Origin of the sequence: Streptomyces sp. AC555_RSS877, assembly GCF_019049245.1 — a bacterium.
Classification (GTDB): domain Bacteria; phylum Actinomycetota; class Actinomycetes; order Streptomycetales; family Streptomycetaceae; genus Streptomyces.
The window spans coordinates 116935-133866 of the sequence record NZ_JAGMUK010000032.1 but is presented as its reverse complement, the minus strand read 5'-3'; the positions used below and the strand labels follow the sequence as shown (position 1 = coordinate 133866).

Sequence of the window (16932 nt, the reverse complement as noted above, 5' to 3'; positions counted from 1 at the left end):
CGCCGCCCAGCACCGGGCAGCGCTGGGCACCTACTGGAGACGTGATCGCCCCTTCCGAACGGCACACCCCCGTGCCATCGACCCACGACCCAGGACGAGGGGGCGCAGCATGGACGCTTTCACCGCAGGACTTCTGCAGCGCATAAGGGCGACCGAGACCGACCTGACGCGGGCTCGCGACGAGGGCGACGACTTCCTCGCCGAGGTGGAACAGGCCGAGCTCGACGACCTGCGCCGTCTCGCCGCCGAACACGGTGTGGAGGTCGGCGCGTCACGCGTCTGATCAGCTCGTTTCGCATGACGCGGCGGGCCCCGGCGAATCCAGCGCCGGGGCCCGCTGCGTTGTGCCGGGAGCAGCCCTCCCGCCCGCCTGGCGCGCCTCAGTCGTGCCAGGCGCCGAAGTCCTCCAGGAGGCGCTGAAGGGGCTCGAAGACGCCCGGGGTGGCCGCGACCGTCAGAGCGTGTGCGGGGCGCTCTCCGGGGCGTCCACCGGTCAGGGCGCCCGCCTCCCGGGCGATCAGGTCGCCCGCGGCGAGGTCCCAGGGGTGGAGGCCTCGTTCGTAGTAGCCGTCGAGCCGGCCGGCGGCGAGGTCGCACAGGTCGACGGCCGCCGAGCCGCCGCGCCGGATGTCGCGCAGCAACGGGATGAGTTTGCGGGCGACCTCGGCCTGGTGGACGCGGACGTCGGTGACGTAGTTGAAGCCCGTCGAGACCAGGGCCTGCTCCAGGGACGGCGCGGGGCGGCAGGCCAGCTCGCGCTCGCCGTCCCAGGCGCCCCTCGCCCAGGCTCCGCCGCCGCGTACCGCGTGGTACGTCTCGCCGCGCATCGGGGCCGCGACGACACCGACGACGGTCTCGCCGTCCTGCTCGGCCGCGATGGAAACGGCCCAGGTGGGGAGGCCGTAGAGGTAGTTGACCGTGCCGTCGAGCGGGTCGATCACCCAGCGGACGCCGCTCGTGCCCTCGCTGGAGGCGCCCTCCTCGCCGAGGAAGCCGTCGTCCGGGCGGTGCTCGGAGATCAGGTCCGTGATCAGCTTCTCGGCCGCGATGTCCATCTCGGTGACCACGTCGATGGGGCTGGACTTGGTGGCGGCGACCGCCAGGTCGGCCGGGCGGCCGTCCCGCAGCAGTGCGCCGGCCCGGCGGGCGGCCTCCTGGGCGAGTGCGAGCAGTTCCGGGTGCAGGGGGTCGGTCACGGCGCTCCTCACGCGTAGGGGCTGTCGGCGCCCGCGGCGGCGGGGCGGGGCGCGCGGGCCGGGCAGCAGCCCACCGGGCAGAGGTTGTGGTGGGCGCCGAGCTCGCCCAGGGCGCACGGCGTGACGTCCTGCCCGCGTTCGACGGCGGCCCGTTCCAGGACGAGGTCGCGGATCGCGGCGGCGAACCGCGGGTCGGCGCCGACGGTGGCCGAGCGGCGCACGGGCAGGCCGAGCTCCTCCCCCTTGGCCCTGGCCTCCGTGTCGAGGTCGTACAGGACCTCCATGTGGTCGGAGACGAAGCCGATGGGGGCGATGACGACCGCCCGGGCCCCGGCCGCGTGCCGCTCCTCCAGGTGGTCGCAGATGTCGGGCTCCAGCCACGGGATGTGCGGGGCGCCGGAGCGGGACTGGTAGACGAGCTGCCAGGGGTGGTCGACGCCGGTCCGCTCGCGCACGGCGTCGGCGATCAGCTCGGCCACGTCCAGGTGCTGCCTGACGTACGCGCCGCCGTCGCCCTGCTCCTCGACCGGGCCGGAGGTGTCGGCGGAGGCGGTCGGGATCGAGTGGGTCGAGAAGGCGATGTGGGCGCCGTCCCTGACGTCGGCGGGGAGATCGGCGAGAGACCGGAGGACCCCGTCGATCATGGGCTCGAGGAAGCCCGGGTGGTTGAAGTAGTGCCGCAGCTTGTCGATCTTCGGCAGTTCCAGGCCCTCGGCCTCCAGGGCGGCGAGCGAGTCGGCCAGGTTCTCGCGGTACTGGCGGCAGCCCGAGTAGGAGGCGTAGGCACTGGTGGCGAGGACCAGGATGCGGCGGCGGCCGTCGGCGACCATCTCCCGCAGGGTGTCCGTGAGGTAGGGCGCCCAGTTGCGGTTGCCCCAGTGGATCGGCAGGTCGAGGCCGTGGTCCGCGAAGTCCTTGCGGAGGGCGTCCAGCAGGGCGCGGTTCTGGTCGTTGATCGGGCTGACCCCGCCGAACCGGAAGTAGTGCTGACCCACTTCCTTCAGACGTTCCTTGGGGATACCGCGCCCCCGCGTCACGTTCTCCAGGAACGGGACCACGTCGTCGGGTCCTTCGGGGCCGCCGAACGAGAGCAGGAGCAGGGCGTCGTAGGGGGTGGCATCGAGCGCGTCTGGCATGAGTCGAATCCTGCCACCCGGCATGGTACGAAGTGCGTTAGGGTGCCCTAACTCGTAAGCTGTATCAGCTACCTTCGCGCCTTACTGAGCCGCCGTGGGCGCGCCTCACCTTCACGCCATATCTTCACGCCTCACCTCCGCACCCCTTCATGCCCCGCCGAGCCGCCCCGCTCCCGCCCGACCGGAGACCCCGTGCCCAGCCCCTACCGCGCCCTGTTCGCCGCCCCCGGCTCCAAGGGGTTCTCGGCCGCGGGCCTCCTCGGCCGTATGCCTTTGTCGATGATGGGCATCGGCGTGGTCACGATGGTCTCCCAGCTCACCGGGCGCTACGGCCTGGCCGGCGCGCTGTCGGCGACCATCGCGCTCGCCGCCGCGGTGGCAGGTCCGCAGGTCTCGCGGCTGGTGGACCAGTACGGGCAGCGGCGGGTGCTGCGTCCGGCGACCACGATCGCGCTCGTCGCGGCGGCCGGGCTGCTGTTCGCCGCGCACTACGGGTGGCCGGACTGGACCCTGTACGTGTGCAGCGCCGGCATCGGCTGTGTACCGAGCATCGGCGCGATGATCCGGGCGCGGTGGGCGGCCCTGTACCGGGACACCCCACAGCTGCACACCGCGTACTCCTTCGAGTCGGTGATCGACGAGGTCTGCTTCATCTTCGGGCCGATCATCTCCATCGGTCTGTCCACGGTCTGGTTCCCGGAGGCCGGGCCGCTGCTCGCCGCCTGCTTCCTGGCGGCCGGCGTCTTCTGGCTGACCGCGCAGCGCGCCACCGAGCCGGCTCCGCATCCGCGCGCGCACAAGGGCGGCGGCACGGCGATGCGCGCTCCTGGCCTCCAGGTCCTGGTGGGTACCTTCGTGGCGACCGGCGCGATCTTCGGGGCGGTCGACGTGGTCACCGTGGCCTTCGCCGACGAGCAGGGCCACAAGGGCGCCGCGAGCGTCGTCCTCGCGCTGTACGCGGCGGGCTCCTGTCTCGCGGGGCTCGTCTTCGGGCTGTTGCGCTTCAAGGGGGCGCCCGAACCTCGCTGGTTGCTGGGCATCTGTGCGATGGCCGTGAGTATGATCCCCCTCCTACTGGTCGGAAACTTGCCGTTTCTGGCCGTGGCGCTGTTCGTTGCGGGCCTGTCCATCGCTCCCACGATGATCACGACGATGTCCCTGATCGAACAGCACGTACCACGCGCGCAACTGACCGAGGGCATGACCTGGGTGAGCACCGGGCTCGCGGTCGGGGTCGCGCTCGGCTCCTCGCTGGCCGGCTGGGTGATCGACGCCGCCGGTGCGCAGGCCGGGTACGGGGTTCCGGCGGTGTCCGGGGCCGTCGCGGTCGCGGTCGGTTTCCTCGGGTACCGCCGGCTCAGCAGGCCGGTTCCGCATCGGGGAGGCACCGTTGAGCAGCACAGCGAGCGGGAAGAACGGCACGTGGCGTAACTGGGGAGGCAACGTCGCCGCCCGTCCCGCCCGGGAGGTCACACCCGCCTCCGTCGAGGAGCTGTCCGAGGCGGTGCGCAGGGCGGCCGAGGACGGCCTGAAGGTGAAGGCCGTCGGTACCGGGCACTCCTTCACGTCGATCGCCGCCACCGACGGTGTGTTGATCCGTCCTCAACTGTTGACCGGCATCCGCAACATCGACCGGGACGCCATGACGGTCACGGTCGAGGCCGGCACCCCGCTCAAGAGGCTCAACGTGGCACTGGCCCGCGAAGGTCTGTCGCTCACCAACATGGGCGACATCATGGAACAGACGGTCTCCGGGGCCACCAGCACCGGCACCCACGGCACCGGCCGCGAGTCGGCCTCGATCGCCGCCCAGATCAGGGCCCTGGAGCTGGTCACCGCGGACGGGTCGGTGCTCGCCTGCTCCGAGAAGGAGAACCCCGAGGTCTTCGCGGCCGCACGGATAGGGCTGGGCGCGCTCGGCATCGTCACCGCGATCACCTTCGCCGTGGAGCCGGTCTTCCTGCTCACGGCCCGCGAGGAGCCGATGCCCTTCGACCGGGTGGTCGCCGAGTTCGACGAACTGTGGGCCGAGAACGAGCACTTCGAGTTCTACTGGTTCCCGCACACCGACAGCACCAACACCAAGCGCAACAACCGCAGCGCGGGCCCGGAGCGCCCGGTGGGGCAGCTCGCGGGCTGGTTCGAGGACGAGTTCCTCTCCAACGGCGTCTTCCAGGCCGCCCAGTGGGTCGGCCGCGCGGCGCCCGCCACGATCCCGACGATCGCGCAGATCTCCAGCAAGGCCCTGTCCGCACGGACCTACACCGACATCCCGTACAAGGTCTTCACCTCGCCGCGCCGGGTGCGCTTCGTGGAGATGGAGTACGCCGTCCCGCGCGCGGGCGTGACCGAGGCGCTGCGCGAACTGAAGACGATGGTCGACCGGTCCGGCCTGCGGGTCAGCTTCCCGGTCGAGGTGCGCACCGCGCCGGCCGACGACATCACGCTGTCCACGGCGTCGGACCGCGACAGTGCGTACATCGCCGTCCACATGGTCAAGGGGACGCCCTATCGGGCGTACTTCACCGCCGCGGAGCGGATCATGACCGCGTACGAGGGCCGGCCGCACTGGGGCAAGGTGCACACGCGGGACGCCGAGTACTTCGCCCGGGTCTACCCCCGCTTCGGCGAGTTCACCGCGCTGCGGGATCGGCTGGATCCCGAGCGCCGGTTCCAGAACGACTACCTGCGGCGGGTGTTGGGGTCGTAGCCGAGGAACCGGGGTACGGATGCGCGAGACGGGGACGTACGAACGAAAGCAAAAGGTTCCGTTTCTGGTGATTGCGTGAAGTACGCCACGTCCAAGATCCGGAAAACCGCGCCGCGGCGGCCAAGTACCGCCCCCAGTCAGAAGTTCGACAGCGTGCCAATCCACGCACGTGGCTCGAATGGAGTACTGTTGCGAGCCCTGGGTTCGGTCTCCCGCCTGGGCGTCCGTGGCCTTCAAGGACCGCCGGAAGGGGGCCAGTTGCACAGGGTGACGGAGTTGGTCACTTAGCGTTGCGAATAGGTAACCGTGCCATAACGGCGGTCCCGGGCCTGTGCCCGACACGCCGGGCAACTCGGCAAGGTTGTGGCAGGCTGCACCCGGGCAGGCCACACTCGACTAGCGGAAGCAGCGACGCACGTGACGTCGGCAGGCACCACCCGGGAGGTCCCCATGCCCGAACTGCGTGTCGTGGCCGTCTCGAATGACGGCACACGGCTGGTGCTGAAGGCTGCGGACAGCACGGAGTACACGCTTCCGATTGACGAGCGTCTGCGCGCCGCCGTTCGCGGCGACCGTCCCCGCCTTGGCCAGATCGAGATCGAGGTGGAGAGCCATCTCCGCCCCCGTGACATCCAGGCACGTATACGCGCCGGTGCGACCGCGGAAGAGGTCGCCCAGATGGCCGGCATCCCCGTCGATCGCGTACGGCGCTTCGAGGGTCCCGTGCTGGCCGAGCGCGCGTTCATGGCCGAGCGCGCCCGGAAGACTCCGGTCCGCCGCCCCGGCGAGAACGCGGGCCCGCAGCTGGGCGAGGCCGTCCAGGAGCGGCTGACCCTGCGCGGCGCCGAGAAAGACAGCGTCCAGTGGGACTCGTGGCGCCGCGACGACGGCACCTGGGAAGTCCTGCTGGTCTACCTGGTCGCGGGCGAACCGCACTCGGCGAGCTGGACGTACGACCCGCCCCGGCGGCTCGTCCAGGCCGTCGACGAGGAGGCGCGCTCGCTGATCGGCGAGTCCGACGACCTCGCGGCCTCGCCGGAGCCCAGCTTCCCCTTCGTCCCGCGGATCGCACGGCTGCCGCGCGACCGTCCGCTGGACCGTGCCCTCGACCGGGAGCGGCCCAGCCTGCCCGCACCCGAGCCACCCGAGGAGACCGCGACCGCGAGTGCCGGCGAACGGGACTCGCTGACCAGCCTGTTGGAGGCGGTGCCGAGCTTCCGCGGCGACCTGGTGGTCCCGGAGCGCCCGTCGGAGGACCCCGAGGCGGAGGAGCCCGCCGCGGAGCCCGAGAGCGAGGAGCCCCCGGCTCCCGCGGCCTCGGCCGGCTCCGCCTACGCGGACGTCCTCATGCCCCGTTCCGTCGGCAGCCACCGCGACCGTCTCATCGGCTCCACCGACCGCCAGGCCGAGGCGGACGGCGTCCGCCCGGGACGCCGGGCGGCGGTCCCCAGCTGGGACGAGATCGTGTTCGGGACGCGGCGCAAGAAGCAGGAATAGGCGGCCGTACGACATGCCGTACGACATCGGGAGGGGGCCGCGCCGGTCGGTGCGGTCCCCTCTCGTCGTCGTACGCCTACTGCGGGTCGGGCCCCACGGCGACCGGACGCGAGGGGTCCGAGGACCACTCCGACCAGGAACCGACGTAGAGCGCGGCCGGGACGCCCGCCACCGCCAGCGCCAGCACCTGGTGCGCGCCGGAGACCCCGGAACCGCAGTAGACGCCGACCTGCGAACCGTCCGTGGCGCCCAACGCCTTGAAGCGCTCGGCCAACTCCTCCGCGGGCAGGAAGCGTCCGTCCGTCGCCACGTTGTCCGTGGTGGGCGCGGAGACGGCGCCCGGGATGTGCCCGCCGACGCGGTCGACCGGCTCCACGTCACCCCGGTAGCGCTCGCCGGCCCGCGCGTCCAGCAGTACGCCGGAACGCGCCAGCGCCGCCGCGCCGTCCGCGTCGAGCAGGCCGCGCGCGCCCGGCTCCGGGCGGAAGTCCCCCGCGGCCGGCTCGGGCGTCGCCACCGACAGCTCACCCCGCCAGGCCGGCAACCCGCCGTCGAGGACGCGCACGTTCGGGTGACCCGTCCAGCGCAGCAGCCACCAGGCTCGGGCCGCCGCCCAGCCCTGCCCGCCGTCGTACACGACCACCGGCGTCCGGGACGAGACGCCCGCCTTGCGCATGACGGCGCCGAACTCGGTGAGATCGGGCAGCGGGTGCCGGCCTCCGGTGCCGGGCGCGCCGGCGAGCTCCCGGTCCAGGTCGATGTAGACGGCACCGGGGAGGTGTCCGGCCGCGTACTCGGCTCGGCCGTCGAAGGAGGGCTCCCCGGCCGCCTTGGCCAGGCTCAGCTGCCAGCGGACGTCGAGCAGGACCGGCGGACTGCCCGCCGCCAGGTCGCTCGCGAGTTCGGATGCGGAGATGATGGCGTTCATGGCCACCATCCTCGCGCACGGGGTGGCCGCGTCGTTCATGTCCGGCTACTCTGCTCGGCCGGACAGATCCGGTCACCGGGCGTACGGGACCGGGCACATGCTGTACAGCCGATCGTCACCCGTCGGTCATCGCGCGGAACGGCCGGAGGGCCGTGCGGCGGGCATTCTCCGGTCACGGGCCGGCACATGGCGGCGCGCCCGGAGGGTGTGGCACCACGGCGGGTGCGAGCATCGGCACGGGGTCCGTCAAAGCGGAAGCGACACGGCACCGTGAGGGGCCGAGGAGAGAGTGACGATGACCGAGGCTAGGGGGTCGTCCGGCCCGAACGGCGAGACACACGCCCGGCACGCGCCCGGCGCGCCCTGCTGGGTGAGCTTGATGGTGCACGGGATGGCGGCGACCCAGGAGTTCTACGGTTCGCTGTTCGGCTGGGAGTTCCAACCGGGTCCGCAGCAGCTCGGACCCTACGTCCGGGCTCTGCTCGACGGACACGAGGTGGCCGGTATCGGCCAACTGCCGCCCGACCGCCACCTTCCGATCGCCTGGACGCCCTACCTCGCCTCGGACGACGTGGACCTGACAGCTGAAACGGTACGGCTGTGCGGCGGAACGGTCGGCGTGGGGCCGCTGGACGCGGGTGACGCCGGGCGGCTGGTGATCGGTTCCGACCCGGCGGGCGCGGTCTTCGGCGTGTGGCAGGCGTCGGCCCACCTCGGCACGTCCATCGGCGGGGTACCGGGCGCACCGGCCTGGCACGAGTTGCTGACCTTCGAGTCCACGAGCGTCGCCAAGTTCTACGAGACGGTGTTCGGTTACGAGGAGGAGCCGGTGGTGTCCGCCGACTCCGACCACGTCACCCTGCACATCGGTGGCCGCCCCGTCGCCGGCATCCACGGCGTGGGCAGCGCCCTGCCCCGCGACCGTGGCCCGCACTGGACGACGTACTTCGAGGTCGCCGACACGGACGACGCGGCCGCCCTCGTGGCGGACCTGGGCGGCCACGTCCTCAAGCCGCCGCACGACAGCGAGCACGGGAGGGTGGCCACGGTGGCGGATCCCGAGGGTGCGCGGTTCGCGCTGATCGAGGGGGTGCGCTGAGGCGGGGAGCGCGCTGAGGCCGGGAATGCACCGAGGCCGGAGTGCCGGCCGTCCCTGTCGGCCGGATCGTCGAACAGGGATGCCGCGGCGAGCTGTTGGCGGCGCCCGGGGGCGTGTGGCCCTAGGGCCTGTCCGGCGGATCAAGTCGCAGGACATCAGCGGCGCCTCATCGACGCAGGTGAGCGGGGCCTGGTGCGTCGAGCTGCAAGGCGGAGGAGGGCGTCGACGCGATGGGGGCCCCCCGCTCGAGCGAAGTCGAGAGTGGGGGAGTCGGCAACCGACGACAACACCGCAGATCGGCGTGCCAGGCCCCGCGTCTGCGGCATGATCCGCCGGACAGGCCCTAGTGGGCGAAGGCCGCCGAGGAACTGGTCATCCGGCGGCGGTGGTGGCGCCGGCACAGCACCTCGTAACCGACCTCCGCCGCCGGGCGGTTCACATCGCCCACGACGACCTGCTCGCCCTCCACCACCATCTCGCCGCCCAGGGTGCGGGCGTTGTGCGTGGCCCGCGCCCCGCACCAGCACATGGCCTCCACCTGCAGCGCCTCTATCCGGTCCGCCAGCTCGATCAGGCGCTGGGAGCCGGGGAACAGCTTGGTGCGGAAGTCGGTGGTGATGCCGAAGGCGTAGACGTCCATGCCCAGGTCGTCCACCACGCGCGCCAGTTGGTCGATCTGCTCGGACGACAGGAACTGCGCCTCGTCCACGATCAGGTAGTCGACCTTGCAGCCCCGCTCGATCTCGGCCACGACGTAGCCGAACAGGTCCATGTCCGGCCCGGCCTCGACCGCCTCCGTCACCAGACCGAGCCGCGAGGACAGCTTCCCCGCGCCGGCCCGGTCGTCACGGGTGAAGATCACGCCCTGGAGACCCCGGGCCGAGCGGTTGTGCTCGATCTGGAGAGCCAGCGTGGACTTCCCGCAGTCCATCGTTCCGGAGAAGAACACCAGCTCGGGCATGGCGAGTCGAGCACCTTTCAGCACAGGGGAAACAGGGGTGGGTGAAGCGTCAGGAGCGTACTTCGAGCAACGGGACCAGCTGCTCGGCAGGGGTCATCGAACCGTGGTTGCCGACCATCGCCGACTCCTTGGGCTCCCGCTGCGAGGCGACGATGAGCACGTCGTCGCGAGCGGCGGCGACCACGTCGCCGAGCCGGCCGTACACGCGCTGCTCGACCTGGCCGGGCCGGCCGAACCAGCCCGCCGCGATCGCCTCGTCCCGCGAGGCCACCCAGAACTGCTCGCCGAGGACCTCGCGCCAGCAGGTCAGGACGTCGTTCTCGGCGCCCGGCACCGCGTAGACGTGGCGCGCGCGACCCTCGCCGCCCAGCAGGGCGACCCCGGCGCGCAGCTCCCAGTCCTCGTCGAAGTCGATGCGGTGCTGCTCGTCGAAGGGGACGTCGATCATGCCGTGGTCGGCGGTGACGTAGAGCGCGGTGCGCGGCGGCAGCTGCTCGGCGAGCCGCTGGACCAGCCGGTCGACGTACATGAGCTGGCCGCGCCAGTTGTCCGAGTCGACGCCGAAGCGGTGACCGGCGCCGTCGAGTTCGGCGTAGTACGTGTAGACCAGGGCGCGGTCGGCGGCGGCCAGCTGCTCGGCCGCGAGATCCATCCGGTCCTCGCCGGACAGCCGCCCGAGGAACGTTCCTCCACTGAGCGCGACCTTGGTCAGCGGGGTGTTCTCGAAGGTCGGGGACGACACCTGGGCGGCGTGCACCCCCGCCTCGTGGGCCAGCTGGAAGACCGTGGGGTACGGCTGCCAGGCCTTCGGCGAGGTCCAGGGCTGCCAACGCAGCTGGTTCATCAGCTCGCCGGTGTCCGGATTGCGCACGGTGTAGCCGGGCAGGCCGTGGGCGCCGGGCGGGCGGCCGGTGCCGACGGAGGCGAGGGAGGTGGCGGTGGTGGCCGGGAAGCCGGTGGTGAGGGGCCGGCCCGTGCCGCCGCGGGAACTGGCGAGGAGCGCGGTCAGGAAGGGCGCCTCGTCAGGGTGTGCCCTGAGCTGTTCCCAGCCGAGTCCGTCGATCAGGAACACGCAGTTCCGGTCGGCGGGGGTGAGCTCCGGGATGGCCTCGGTGAAGCCCGGTACGGCCATGCCCGCGGCCAGCGTGGGCAGCAGGTCGGCGAGGGAGCCGGTGCCGTACTCGGGGGCGGGCGCGGAGTCGGGGGCGAGCGGCTGTGGGTGGTGGTCCCAGTCCGAGGCGGGCTGTGCCATCAGCGGGTGACGTCCGCGGTCGCCTCGGAGATGGCCTGCGCGAAGACGAGCGCCTGGCGCACCGTCTCCGGGCCGTCCCCGGCCTCGCTCACGCGCAGGCTCAGGTCGTCGGCCGTCGAGCTGCCGGTGTAGCCGTGGTCGGCCTCGCAGTTGGGGTCGCCGCAGGCGGCGGGCTCCAGGTCGATGCGGGAGACCGCGCCCCAGCCGATGGTCAGCACGACCTCCCGGGGCGGCGTGCCCGGCACGTACTGCTCCGGGTTGGCGACCACGCGGCTGATCACCACCGACGAGATCCGGCCGAGCTTCACGGATTCGGTGGAGGTGGTGGCATAGGGCGTCGGGGAGGTGGTGTCCGCGGCCTGCTCGTCGGTGTGGCTGACGATGAAGCGGGTCTCGGTGAGGACGAGGACGGTCACATGCCGCCGCACCTCGTTCTGGTCGAACGTCGTCTCCTGGTGGACCAGGTACGACCGGATGGTGTCGCCGCCCACGGCGGCCTCCACCGCCTCGGCCACGAGGGCCGGGTAGTAGCCGCTGCGTTCGATCGCCGCTCGCAGCCCCTGGGTCGTCGTACTGGTCTTGGCCATGACGTCCATCCTACGGGGAGCCACTGACTGCGAGGCACGCTCGCGGCGGTCTCCGTCGGCTGCGGTACGCCTCAGTACGCCGGAAGCGTCCTCGGGCCGAGGTCGTCGCGGGCCGGCGGCGGCGCGAGCCGCACGGACGCGCCGAGGACGCTCAGCCCGCGCGGGGCGACGACGACCGGCTCCAGGGTGACCGCGACGACCTCCGGATGGTCGTCGACCAGCCGCGACACGCGCAGCAGCAGTTCCTCCAGGGCCGGGGTGTCGACGGGGGCCGAACCCCGCCAGCCGAAGAGGAGTGGCGCCGTCCGGATAGACCGGACCAGCGAGGTCGCCTCCCGGTCGGTGACCGGAACCAGCCGGTGCGCGGTGTCCCCGAGCAGCTGCGAGGCGGCTCCGGCGAGCCCGAACGACAGTACGGCGCCCGCCGCCGGGTCGATGACGGCCCTGACAACGGTGTCGACTCCGCGGGGCGCCATCCCCTGCACCACCGGCCGCAGCTCCTCAGGCTTCCCGAACGACTCGGTCAACTCGGTGTACGCCCGGCGCAGTTGCTCCTCGTCCGCGAGATCCAGACGTACGCCGCCCAGGTCGGCGCGGTGTCGCAGGTGCGGGGCGGTGGCCTTGAGGGCGACCGGGTAGCCGAGGGTGCGGGCGGCGGCGACGGCGTCCTCGGGAGTGGGTGCGGGCAGCGCACGGTGGACGCGCAGGCCGTACTTCCCGAGCAGCTCGCAGGTCTCCTCGGTACCGAGGGTGAGCCCCTGCCCGCGCGCGAGGAGCCCTCCGATCAGTTCGGCGGCCCCCTTCTCGTCGATGTCCTCGAACTCGGGCACCTTGCCGGGCTCGGCGGCGTCCCGCCGCCACTGGGCGTACTTGACGGCTTCGCCGAGGGCGCGGACGGCGCGCTCGGCCGCGGGGTAGGCGGGAATGAGGCGGGAGCAGCTCTCGGGGGCCGGCGCGTCGTCCACCGCCTTCGCGGCCAGTCGGTCCAACGCGCGGAACGGGTGGTCACGGCCGACGGCGGCGGGCGCCGGCGAGCTCGCCTGGGGTGCGGTGCTCGCCGCGGCCGACAACGCCTCCGCCAGCCCTCCGAGCTCCACGTGCACCACCATGACCGGCTTCCCGGGCACCCGCTCGGCCGCCGATCTCAGCGCCTCCGCCAACGCCGCGTCGCCGGGGTACCCCTCCCCCACCGCCGGGATCGCGGTGACCACGACGGCGTCGCACGCGTCGTCCGCCAACGCCCTGGACAGCGCCCCGTGGAAGTCCTCCGGCGACGCCGCCGTCGTCAGGTCCAGCGGAGGCAACGGCCTGAGTCCCTCGGAGAGGCACGCGTCGTACGTCAGCAGCCCCAGCGACTCGGAGTTCCCGAGGATCGCCACCCGCGCTCCCGCGGGCAGCGGCTGGCGCGCGAGCAGCAGCCCCACGTCGACCAGCTCGGTGATCGTGTCGACCCGGATCACCCCGGCCTGCCGCAGCAGCGCGGACACCGTGGCGTGCGGCAACCGCGTCGCCCGTACGGCATGCCCCTGCGGGGCCGCTCCGCCGTGCCGCGCGCCCTGCACCACGACCAGCGGTTTCGCGGCCGCCGTACGCCGTGCCAGGCGCGTGAACTTGCGCGGGTTGCCGATGGATTCCAGGTACATCAACGCCACGTCGGTGTCGGGGTCGTCGTACCAGTACTGAAGGACGTCGTTGCCGGAGACGTCCGCCCGGTTGCCGGACGACACGAACGTCGACACGCCGGTGACCCCGGTGACCCCGCCCCCGCGCCGGTGCAGTCGGGACAGCAGAGCGATGCCGATCGCGCCGGACTGGGAGAACAGCCCGATCCGGCCCGGCCGGGGCATCTGGGGAGCCAGCGAGGCGTTCAGTCGTACGTCCGCCGACGTGTTGATGATGCCGAAGGCGTTCGGCCCGATGATCCGCATGCCGTACGCGCGCGCGTGCCGGACGAGTTCACGCTGCCGCTCGCGCCCCTCGGGCCCGCTCTCGGCGTACCCGGCGGAGAGCACGACCAGCCCCTGCACCCCGTGCGTGCCGCAATCCTCGACGACTTCGGGGACGTGCTCCGCGGGCACGGCGACGACCACGAGGTCGACGGGCCCGTCGATGTCCCGAACCGACCGGTGGGCGGGCACCCCGGCGAGTTCCTTCCGCCCTTCGGGCAGTGCCTTGTTCACGGCGTGCAGCCGGCCGGTGAACCCGGCGTCCCTGAGGTTGTCGAGGACGCTGCGGCCCACGCCGCCGGGCGTACGGCCGACGCCGACCACGGCGACCGACCCGGGCATGAGCAGCCGCTGCACGGATCGCCCCTCGGCGCGCTGTTCGCGCGCGTACTGCACGGCGAGCGAGCGGTCCGTCGGCTCCAGGTCGAACTCCAGGCGGACGACGCCGTCCTCGAAGCTGCGCTTCTGGGTGTATCCGGCGTCCCGGAACACCTTGATCATCTTGGTGTTGGCGGGCAGCACCTCGGCGGCGAAGCGGCGGATGCCCCGCTCGCGTGCGACGGCCCCGATGTGTTCGAGGAGGGCGGAGGCGACTCCGCGCCCCTGGTGCGCGTCCTGGACCAGGAAGGCGACCTCGGCCTCGTCGGCCGGGGCCGATGCGGGCATGCCCCCGGCGCCGATGCGGTCGTAGCGTACGGTGGCGATGAACTCGCCGCCGATGGTGGCCGCGAGTCCCACCCGGTCCACAAAGTCGTGGTGCGTGAAGCGGTGGACGTCCTTGGCGGACAGACGAGGGTAGGGCGCGAAGAAGCGGTAGTACTTCGACTCGTCCGACACCTGCTCATAGAAGCTGACGAGGCGATCGGCATCATCGACGGTGATGGGCCGGATGCGCGCGGTCCCGCCGTCGCGCAGCACCACGTCGGCTTCCCAGTGGGCGGGGTACTCGTGCCGGTCCGACGAGGTCTGCATGGGCCCCAGAGTACGGCTCGCGTACGACAACGGCGCGAGGCAGTCTGTGGAGGACGTCAGCCGGACCGAGGCCGCGGTCCGACGACACATCGGGGCGGGACGAAGGACCGCTCCGGGCATGCTTCACGATATGGGAAACTGGTCTAGACAACCTGATACACCGAAGGGCAGCATCACATGGCTGAGCGCCGCGTCAACGTCGGCTGGGCCGAGGGCCTCCACGCCCGCCCCGCTTCCATCTTCGTCCGGGCCGCCACGGCCGCAGGCATCCCGGTGACGATCTCCAAGGCCGACGGCAACCCCGTCAACGCGGCCTCCATGCTGGCCGTCCTCGGTCTGGGCGCCCAGGGCGGCGAGGAGATCGTCCTCGCCTCCGACTCCGAGGGTGCGGACGTGGCCCTCGACCGCCTGGCGAAGCTGGTCTCCGAGGGTCTCGAGGAGCTTCCCGAGACCGTCTGAGCATCCGATTAAAGGGTACGGCGAAGGGCTCGTCCGAATTATCGGGCGAGCCCTTCGCATTTCCCGTTGACGGGCAGCAGAAATAATCCCCCGCGAATTATCTGCTCTTTGTATACGGTGCCCGTGTTAATGCCGCAGGCCCGTCATGTTTACGGGATGTTGCGAGTTCCTCACACGGTCCGGCCGCTCCGCGCCGCCGGCGAATCGCAGCCGGTGCGCCGTCGTCGCGCGCTCTGTGTGCAGCGCCGTGAGCGCCCGCGCACGTTCGCTGTCGCCGCGCGCCACCGCGTCCACGATCGCGCCGTGCTCCGCCCACGACTCGACGGGGTTGGCCGGCGCCTCCACCGCGTACATCCAGGCGATCTTGTGACGCAGCTGGGTCAGCATCGAGGTCATCGCGGCGCTGCCGGAGGCCTGTGCGAGCGTCTCGTGGAACCAGCTCCCCAGAGAGCGCAGATCCTCGCTATTGCCCCGCCTGGCCCGCTCCTGGCCCAGCCGCACCAGCCCGCGGAGCACCTTGAGATGGGCCTCGGTGCGCCGCTGGGCGGCCCGCGAGGCGCCGAGCGGCTCCAGGAGCACGCGCATCTCCAGCAGGTCGGCACCCTCCTGCTCGGTGGGTTCCGCGACGCACGCGCCCGCGTGCCGCCGGGTCACCACGAAGCCCTCAGCCTCCAGCGTGCGCAGGGCCTCCCGGACGGGGACGCGCGAGACACCGTAGCGGCGCGCGAGCAGTTCCTCGGTGAGCCGGCTGCCGCGCTCGTAGACACCCGCGACGATGTCGTCCCGGATCGCCGTGCATACCGAGTGCGCCGGAATACGCATGACCGACCTCCGCTTTAATCCCCGTGAAACGTCGACGATTGACGTGTGTTCAGCGACTCTATTGCAATCAGCGGGAATTTCCGATGGCGGGCCGGAATCCATGGATATTTTTTGGACAGACGGCCGTCCGATACACCGAAAGCCCCGGCTCGGTGAGCCGGGGCTTCGGGAGGCGGACCCGCGGTCGTCAGACGATCACGGGCGCGGCCGTCGGACGATCACGCCGTGCGGGCGTCAGACGTTCACGCCGTGCGAGCGGAGGTAGGCGACGGGATCCATGTCCGAGCCGTACTCCGGGGTCGTGCGGGCCTCAAAGTGCAGGTGCGGCCCGGTGACGTTGCCGGTGGCGCCGGAGAGGCCTATCTGCTGGCCCGGGGTGACCGACTGACCGACGGAGACGGCGAGGGACGACAGGTGACCGTACTGGGTGTAGGTGCCGTCGTTCATCTTGATCACGACGTTGTTGCCGTACGACCCGCCCCAACCCGCCTCGACGACCGTGCCGGAGCCGACCGCGTGGACGGAGGTGCCGCTCGCGGCATGGAAGTCGACGCCCGTGTGGCTGCCGGAGGACCAGACGCCACCGCCGGCCTTGTAGCCGGTCGAGATGTACGAGCCGGAGATCGGGGAGACGTAGGAGTTGAGGCGCTTGCGCTCGGCCTCGCGGGCGGCACGCTCCTTGACCTCGCGCGCCTGCTTGGCCTCGGCGAGGGCCTGCTTGGCAGCGACGACCGCCTTCTTGCGCGCAGCCTCCTCGGCCTGCCGCTGCGCCTCCGCCTCTTCGGCGGCCTGCTTCTGGGCGGCCGCCTGGGCGTCGATCTGGTCGGCGACCGAGTCGCCGATGGTGATGACGGGAGTGAGACCGGTCTGCTCGACGGCCGGTTCGGCGGCGAGCGCGGGGGCGGCCAGGGTGCCGATGACGCCGGTGGTGGCGAGGGCCGCGACGCCGGCGGCGCGGGCGGTGGTGCGCTTCATCCGACTGGGACGCCGGTGCTTCCCGGTGGCGCAGGTGAACGCCATGTGGTGGCTGGTCCTTTCCTTCCTTCTCGCCTACCGGGTTAGCTGACGGGTTCGGAGCAGGAAGGTCTCCTACGGACCCCCTCGCGATGCGCGCGGGCGTCCGATTCACCCCAGGGACTTATGGTTTGGGTCCCCGGCTCCCCTGGCTCGCGCCATGCGGGGACTCGGCGATGACTGTCCGGTGCCGCGGCTGCGGCGCACTGCCTGACGAACAGCCCGCATGACGCTAAACGCGGCAACTTTCAATCCCCAAACGGATCACGGCTTTTGTAGCGCATGCCACAGGGCAGACAGGCAACCTCTCCCTCAATTCGGACATGCGGGGGCCCTGGCGACTCTTCAGTCAC

15 protein-coding genes and 1 riboswitch are annotated in these 16932 nt (G+C 71.8%); of the genes, 6 read left to right on the top strand and 9 right to left on the bottom strand.

What is annotated here, in order from left to right:
* Positions 1–109: 109 nt before the first annotated feature.
* Entirely contained in the window at positions 110–283 is a 174-nt protein-coding gene (locus KUM49_RS15510) for a hypothetical protein (RefSeq protein ID WP_217237421.1), read from the top strand.
* Positions 284–380: 97 nt separating this feature from the next.
* Here the strand turns inward: KUM49_RS15510 and KUM49_RS15505 are convergent, their stop codons facing one another.
* Both KUM49_RS15505 and KUM49_RS15500 read right to left on the bottom strand, forming a co-directional pair.
* Entirely contained in the window at positions 381–1196 is an 816-nt protein-coding gene (locus tag KUM49_RS15505; protein WP_217237420.1) for an inositol monophosphatase family protein, read from the bottom strand.
* Between the two features lie 8 nt (positions 1197–1204).
* A complete protein-coding gene (locus KUM49_RS15500; protein WP_217237419.1) occupies positions 1205–2332 on the bottom strand; it encodes a ferrochelatase in 1128 nt (375 codons plus the stop codon).
* A gap of 192 nt (positions 2333–2524) precedes the next feature.
* Here KUM49_RS15500 and KUM49_RS15495 point away from each other — a divergent pair, with 192 nt between their 5' ends.
* From KUM49_RS15495 to sepH, 3 genes are all read left to right on the top strand, one after another.
* A complete protein-coding gene (locus KUM49_RS15495; RefSeq protein WP_217237418.1) occupies positions 2525–3763 on the top strand; it encodes an MFS transporter in 1239 nt (412 codons plus the stop codon).
* Positions 3723–5042, top strand: coding sequence for a D-arabinono-1,4-lactone oxidase (locus KUM49_RS15490; protein WP_217237417.1), 1320 nt, complete (start codon positions 3723–3725; stop codon positions 5040–5042). Before KUM49_RS15495 ends, KUM49_RS15490 begins: the two co-directional genes overlap by 41 nt.
* A 450-nt stretch (positions 5043–5492) precedes the next feature.
* A complete protein-coding gene (gene sepH, locus KUM49_RS15485) occupies positions 5493–6539 on the top strand; it encodes a septation protein SepH (RefSeq protein ID WP_217237416.1) in 1047 nt (348 codons plus the stop codon).
* 76 nt (positions 6540–6615) lie between these two features.
* Here the strand turns inward: sepH and KUM49_RS15480 are convergent, their stop codons facing one another.
* On the bottom strand, positions 6616–7476 hold the full coding sequence (locus tag KUM49_RS15480) for a sulfurtransferase (protein ID WP_217237441.1): 861 nt from the start codon (positions 7474–7476) through the stop codon (positions 6616–6618).
* Positions 7477–7762: 286 nt separating this feature from the next.
* Between KUM49_RS15480 and KUM49_RS15475 the strand changes: the two genes are divergently transcribed.
* Positions 7763–8566 carry a VOC family protein gene (locus tag KUM49_RS15475; RefSeq protein ID WP_217237415.1) on the top strand — a complete coding sequence of 268 codons (804 nt, stop codon included), beginning with the start codon at positions 7763–7765 and terminating at the stop codon, positions 8564–8566.
* 343 nt (positions 8567–8909) lie between these two features.
* On the opposite strand, the gene KUM49_RS15470 is transcribed toward KUM49_RS15475, so the two are convergent.
* From KUM49_RS15470 to KUM49_RS15455, 4 genes are all read right to left on the bottom strand, one after another.
* Positions 8910–9527 carry a thymidine kinase gene (locus KUM49_RS15470; protein ID WP_217237414.1) on the bottom strand — a complete coding sequence of 206 codons (618 nt, stop codon included), beginning with the start codon at positions 9525–9527 and terminating at the stop codon, positions 8910–8912.
* 49 nt (positions 9528–9576) lie between these two features.
* On the bottom strand, positions 9577–10779 hold the full coding sequence (locus KUM49_RS15465; RefSeq protein WP_217237413.1) for an alkaline phosphatase family protein: 1203 nt from the start codon (positions 10777–10779) through the stop codon (positions 9577–9579).
* A complete protein-coding gene (locus tag KUM49_RS15460; RefSeq protein WP_217237412.1) occupies positions 10779–11366 on the bottom strand; it encodes a DUF5998 family protein in 588 nt (195 codons plus the stop codon). Before KUM49_RS15460 ends, KUM49_RS15465 begins: the two co-directional genes overlap by 1 nt.
* Positions 11367–11437: 71 nt before the next feature.
* Positions 11438–14284 carry a bifunctional GNAT family N-acetyltransferase/acetate--CoA ligase family protein gene (locus KUM49_RS15455; protein ID WP_217237411.1) on the bottom strand — a complete coding sequence of 949 codons (2847 nt, stop codon included), beginning with the start codon at positions 14282–14284 and terminating at the stop codon, positions 11438–11440.
* Positions 14285–14461: 177 nt separating this feature from the next.
* Here KUM49_RS15455 and KUM49_RS15450 point away from each other — a divergent pair, with 177 nt between their 5' ends.
* On the top strand, positions 14462–14743 hold the full coding sequence (locus KUM49_RS15450; RefSeq protein ID WP_217237410.1) for an HPr family phosphocarrier protein: 282 nt from the start codon (positions 14462–14464) through the stop codon (positions 14741–14743).
* A gap of 126 nt (positions 14744–14869) precedes the next feature.
* Here the strand turns inward: KUM49_RS15450 and KUM49_RS15445 are convergent, their stop codons facing one another.
* Both KUM49_RS15445 and KUM49_RS15440 read right to left on the bottom strand, forming a co-directional pair.
* Complete coding sequence (locus tag KUM49_RS15445; protein WP_217237409.1) at positions 14870–15565, bottom strand: GntR family transcriptional regulator; 696 nt, start codon at positions 15563–15565, stop codon at positions 14870–14872.
* Positions 15566–15799: 234 nt separating this feature from the next.
* Positions 15800–16585: a M23 family metallopeptidase gene (locus KUM49_RS15440; protein WP_217237408.1), complete on the bottom strand. Its 786-nt coding sequence runs from the start codon at positions 16583–16585 to the stop codon at positions 15800–15802.
* Positions 16586–16597: 12 nt separating this feature from the next.
* Positions 16598–16765, bottom strand: a riboswitch (cyclic di-AMP (ydaO/yuaA leader).
* Between the last annotated feature and the right edge of the window lie 167 nt (positions 16766–16932).

Bases quoted from the DNA above. Each gene is read 5' to 3' on its own strand.
- sepH (WP_217237416.1), top strand. From the start codon at position 5,493: ATGCCCGAACTGCGTGTCGTGGCCGTCTCGAATGACGGCACACGGCTG.
- KUM49_RS15475 (WP_217237415.1), top strand. From the start codon at position 7,763: ATGACCGAGGCTAGGGGGTCGTCCGGCCCGAACGGCGAGACACACGCC.
- KUM49_RS15480 (WP_217237441.1), bottom strand. From the start codon at position 7,476: ATGGTGGCCATGAACGCCATCATCTCCGCATCCGAACTCGCGAGCGAC.
- KUM49_RS15445 (WP_217237409.1), bottom strand. From the start codon at position 15,565: ATGCGTATTCCGGCGCACTCGGTATGCACGGCGATCCGGGACGACATC.
- KUM49_RS15460 (WP_217237412.1), bottom strand. From the start codon at position 11,366: ATGGCCAAGACCAGTACGACGACCCAGGGGCTGCGAGCGGCGATCGAA.
- KUM49_RS15500 (WP_217237419.1), bottom strand. From the start codon at position 2,332: ATGCCAGACGCGCTCGATGCCACCCCCTACGACGCCCTGCTCCTGCTC.
- KUM49_RS15450 (WP_217237410.1), top strand. From the start codon at position 14,462: ATGGCTGAGCGCCGCGTCAACGTCGGCTGGGCCGAGGGCCTCCACGCC.
- KUM49_RS15440 (WP_217237408.1), bottom strand. From the start codon at position 16,585: ATGGCGTTCACCTGCGCCACCGGGAAGCACCGGCGTCCCAGTCGGATG.
- KUM49_RS15465 (WP_217237413.1), bottom strand. From the start codon at position 10,779: ATGGCACAGCCCGCCTCGGACTGGGACCACCACCCACAGCCGCTCGCC.
- KUM49_RS15470 (WP_217237414.1), bottom strand. From the start codon at position 9,527: ATGCCCGAGCTGGTGTTCTTCTCCGGAACGATGGACTGCGGGAAGTCC.
- KUM49_RS15510 (WP_217237421.1), top strand. From the start codon at position 110: ATGGACGCTTTCACCGCAGGACTTCTGCAGCGCATAAGGGCGACCGAG.
- KUM49_RS15455 (WP_217237411.1), bottom strand. From the start codon at position 14,284: ATGCAGACCTCGTCGGACCGGCACGAGTACCCCGCCCACTGGGAAGCC.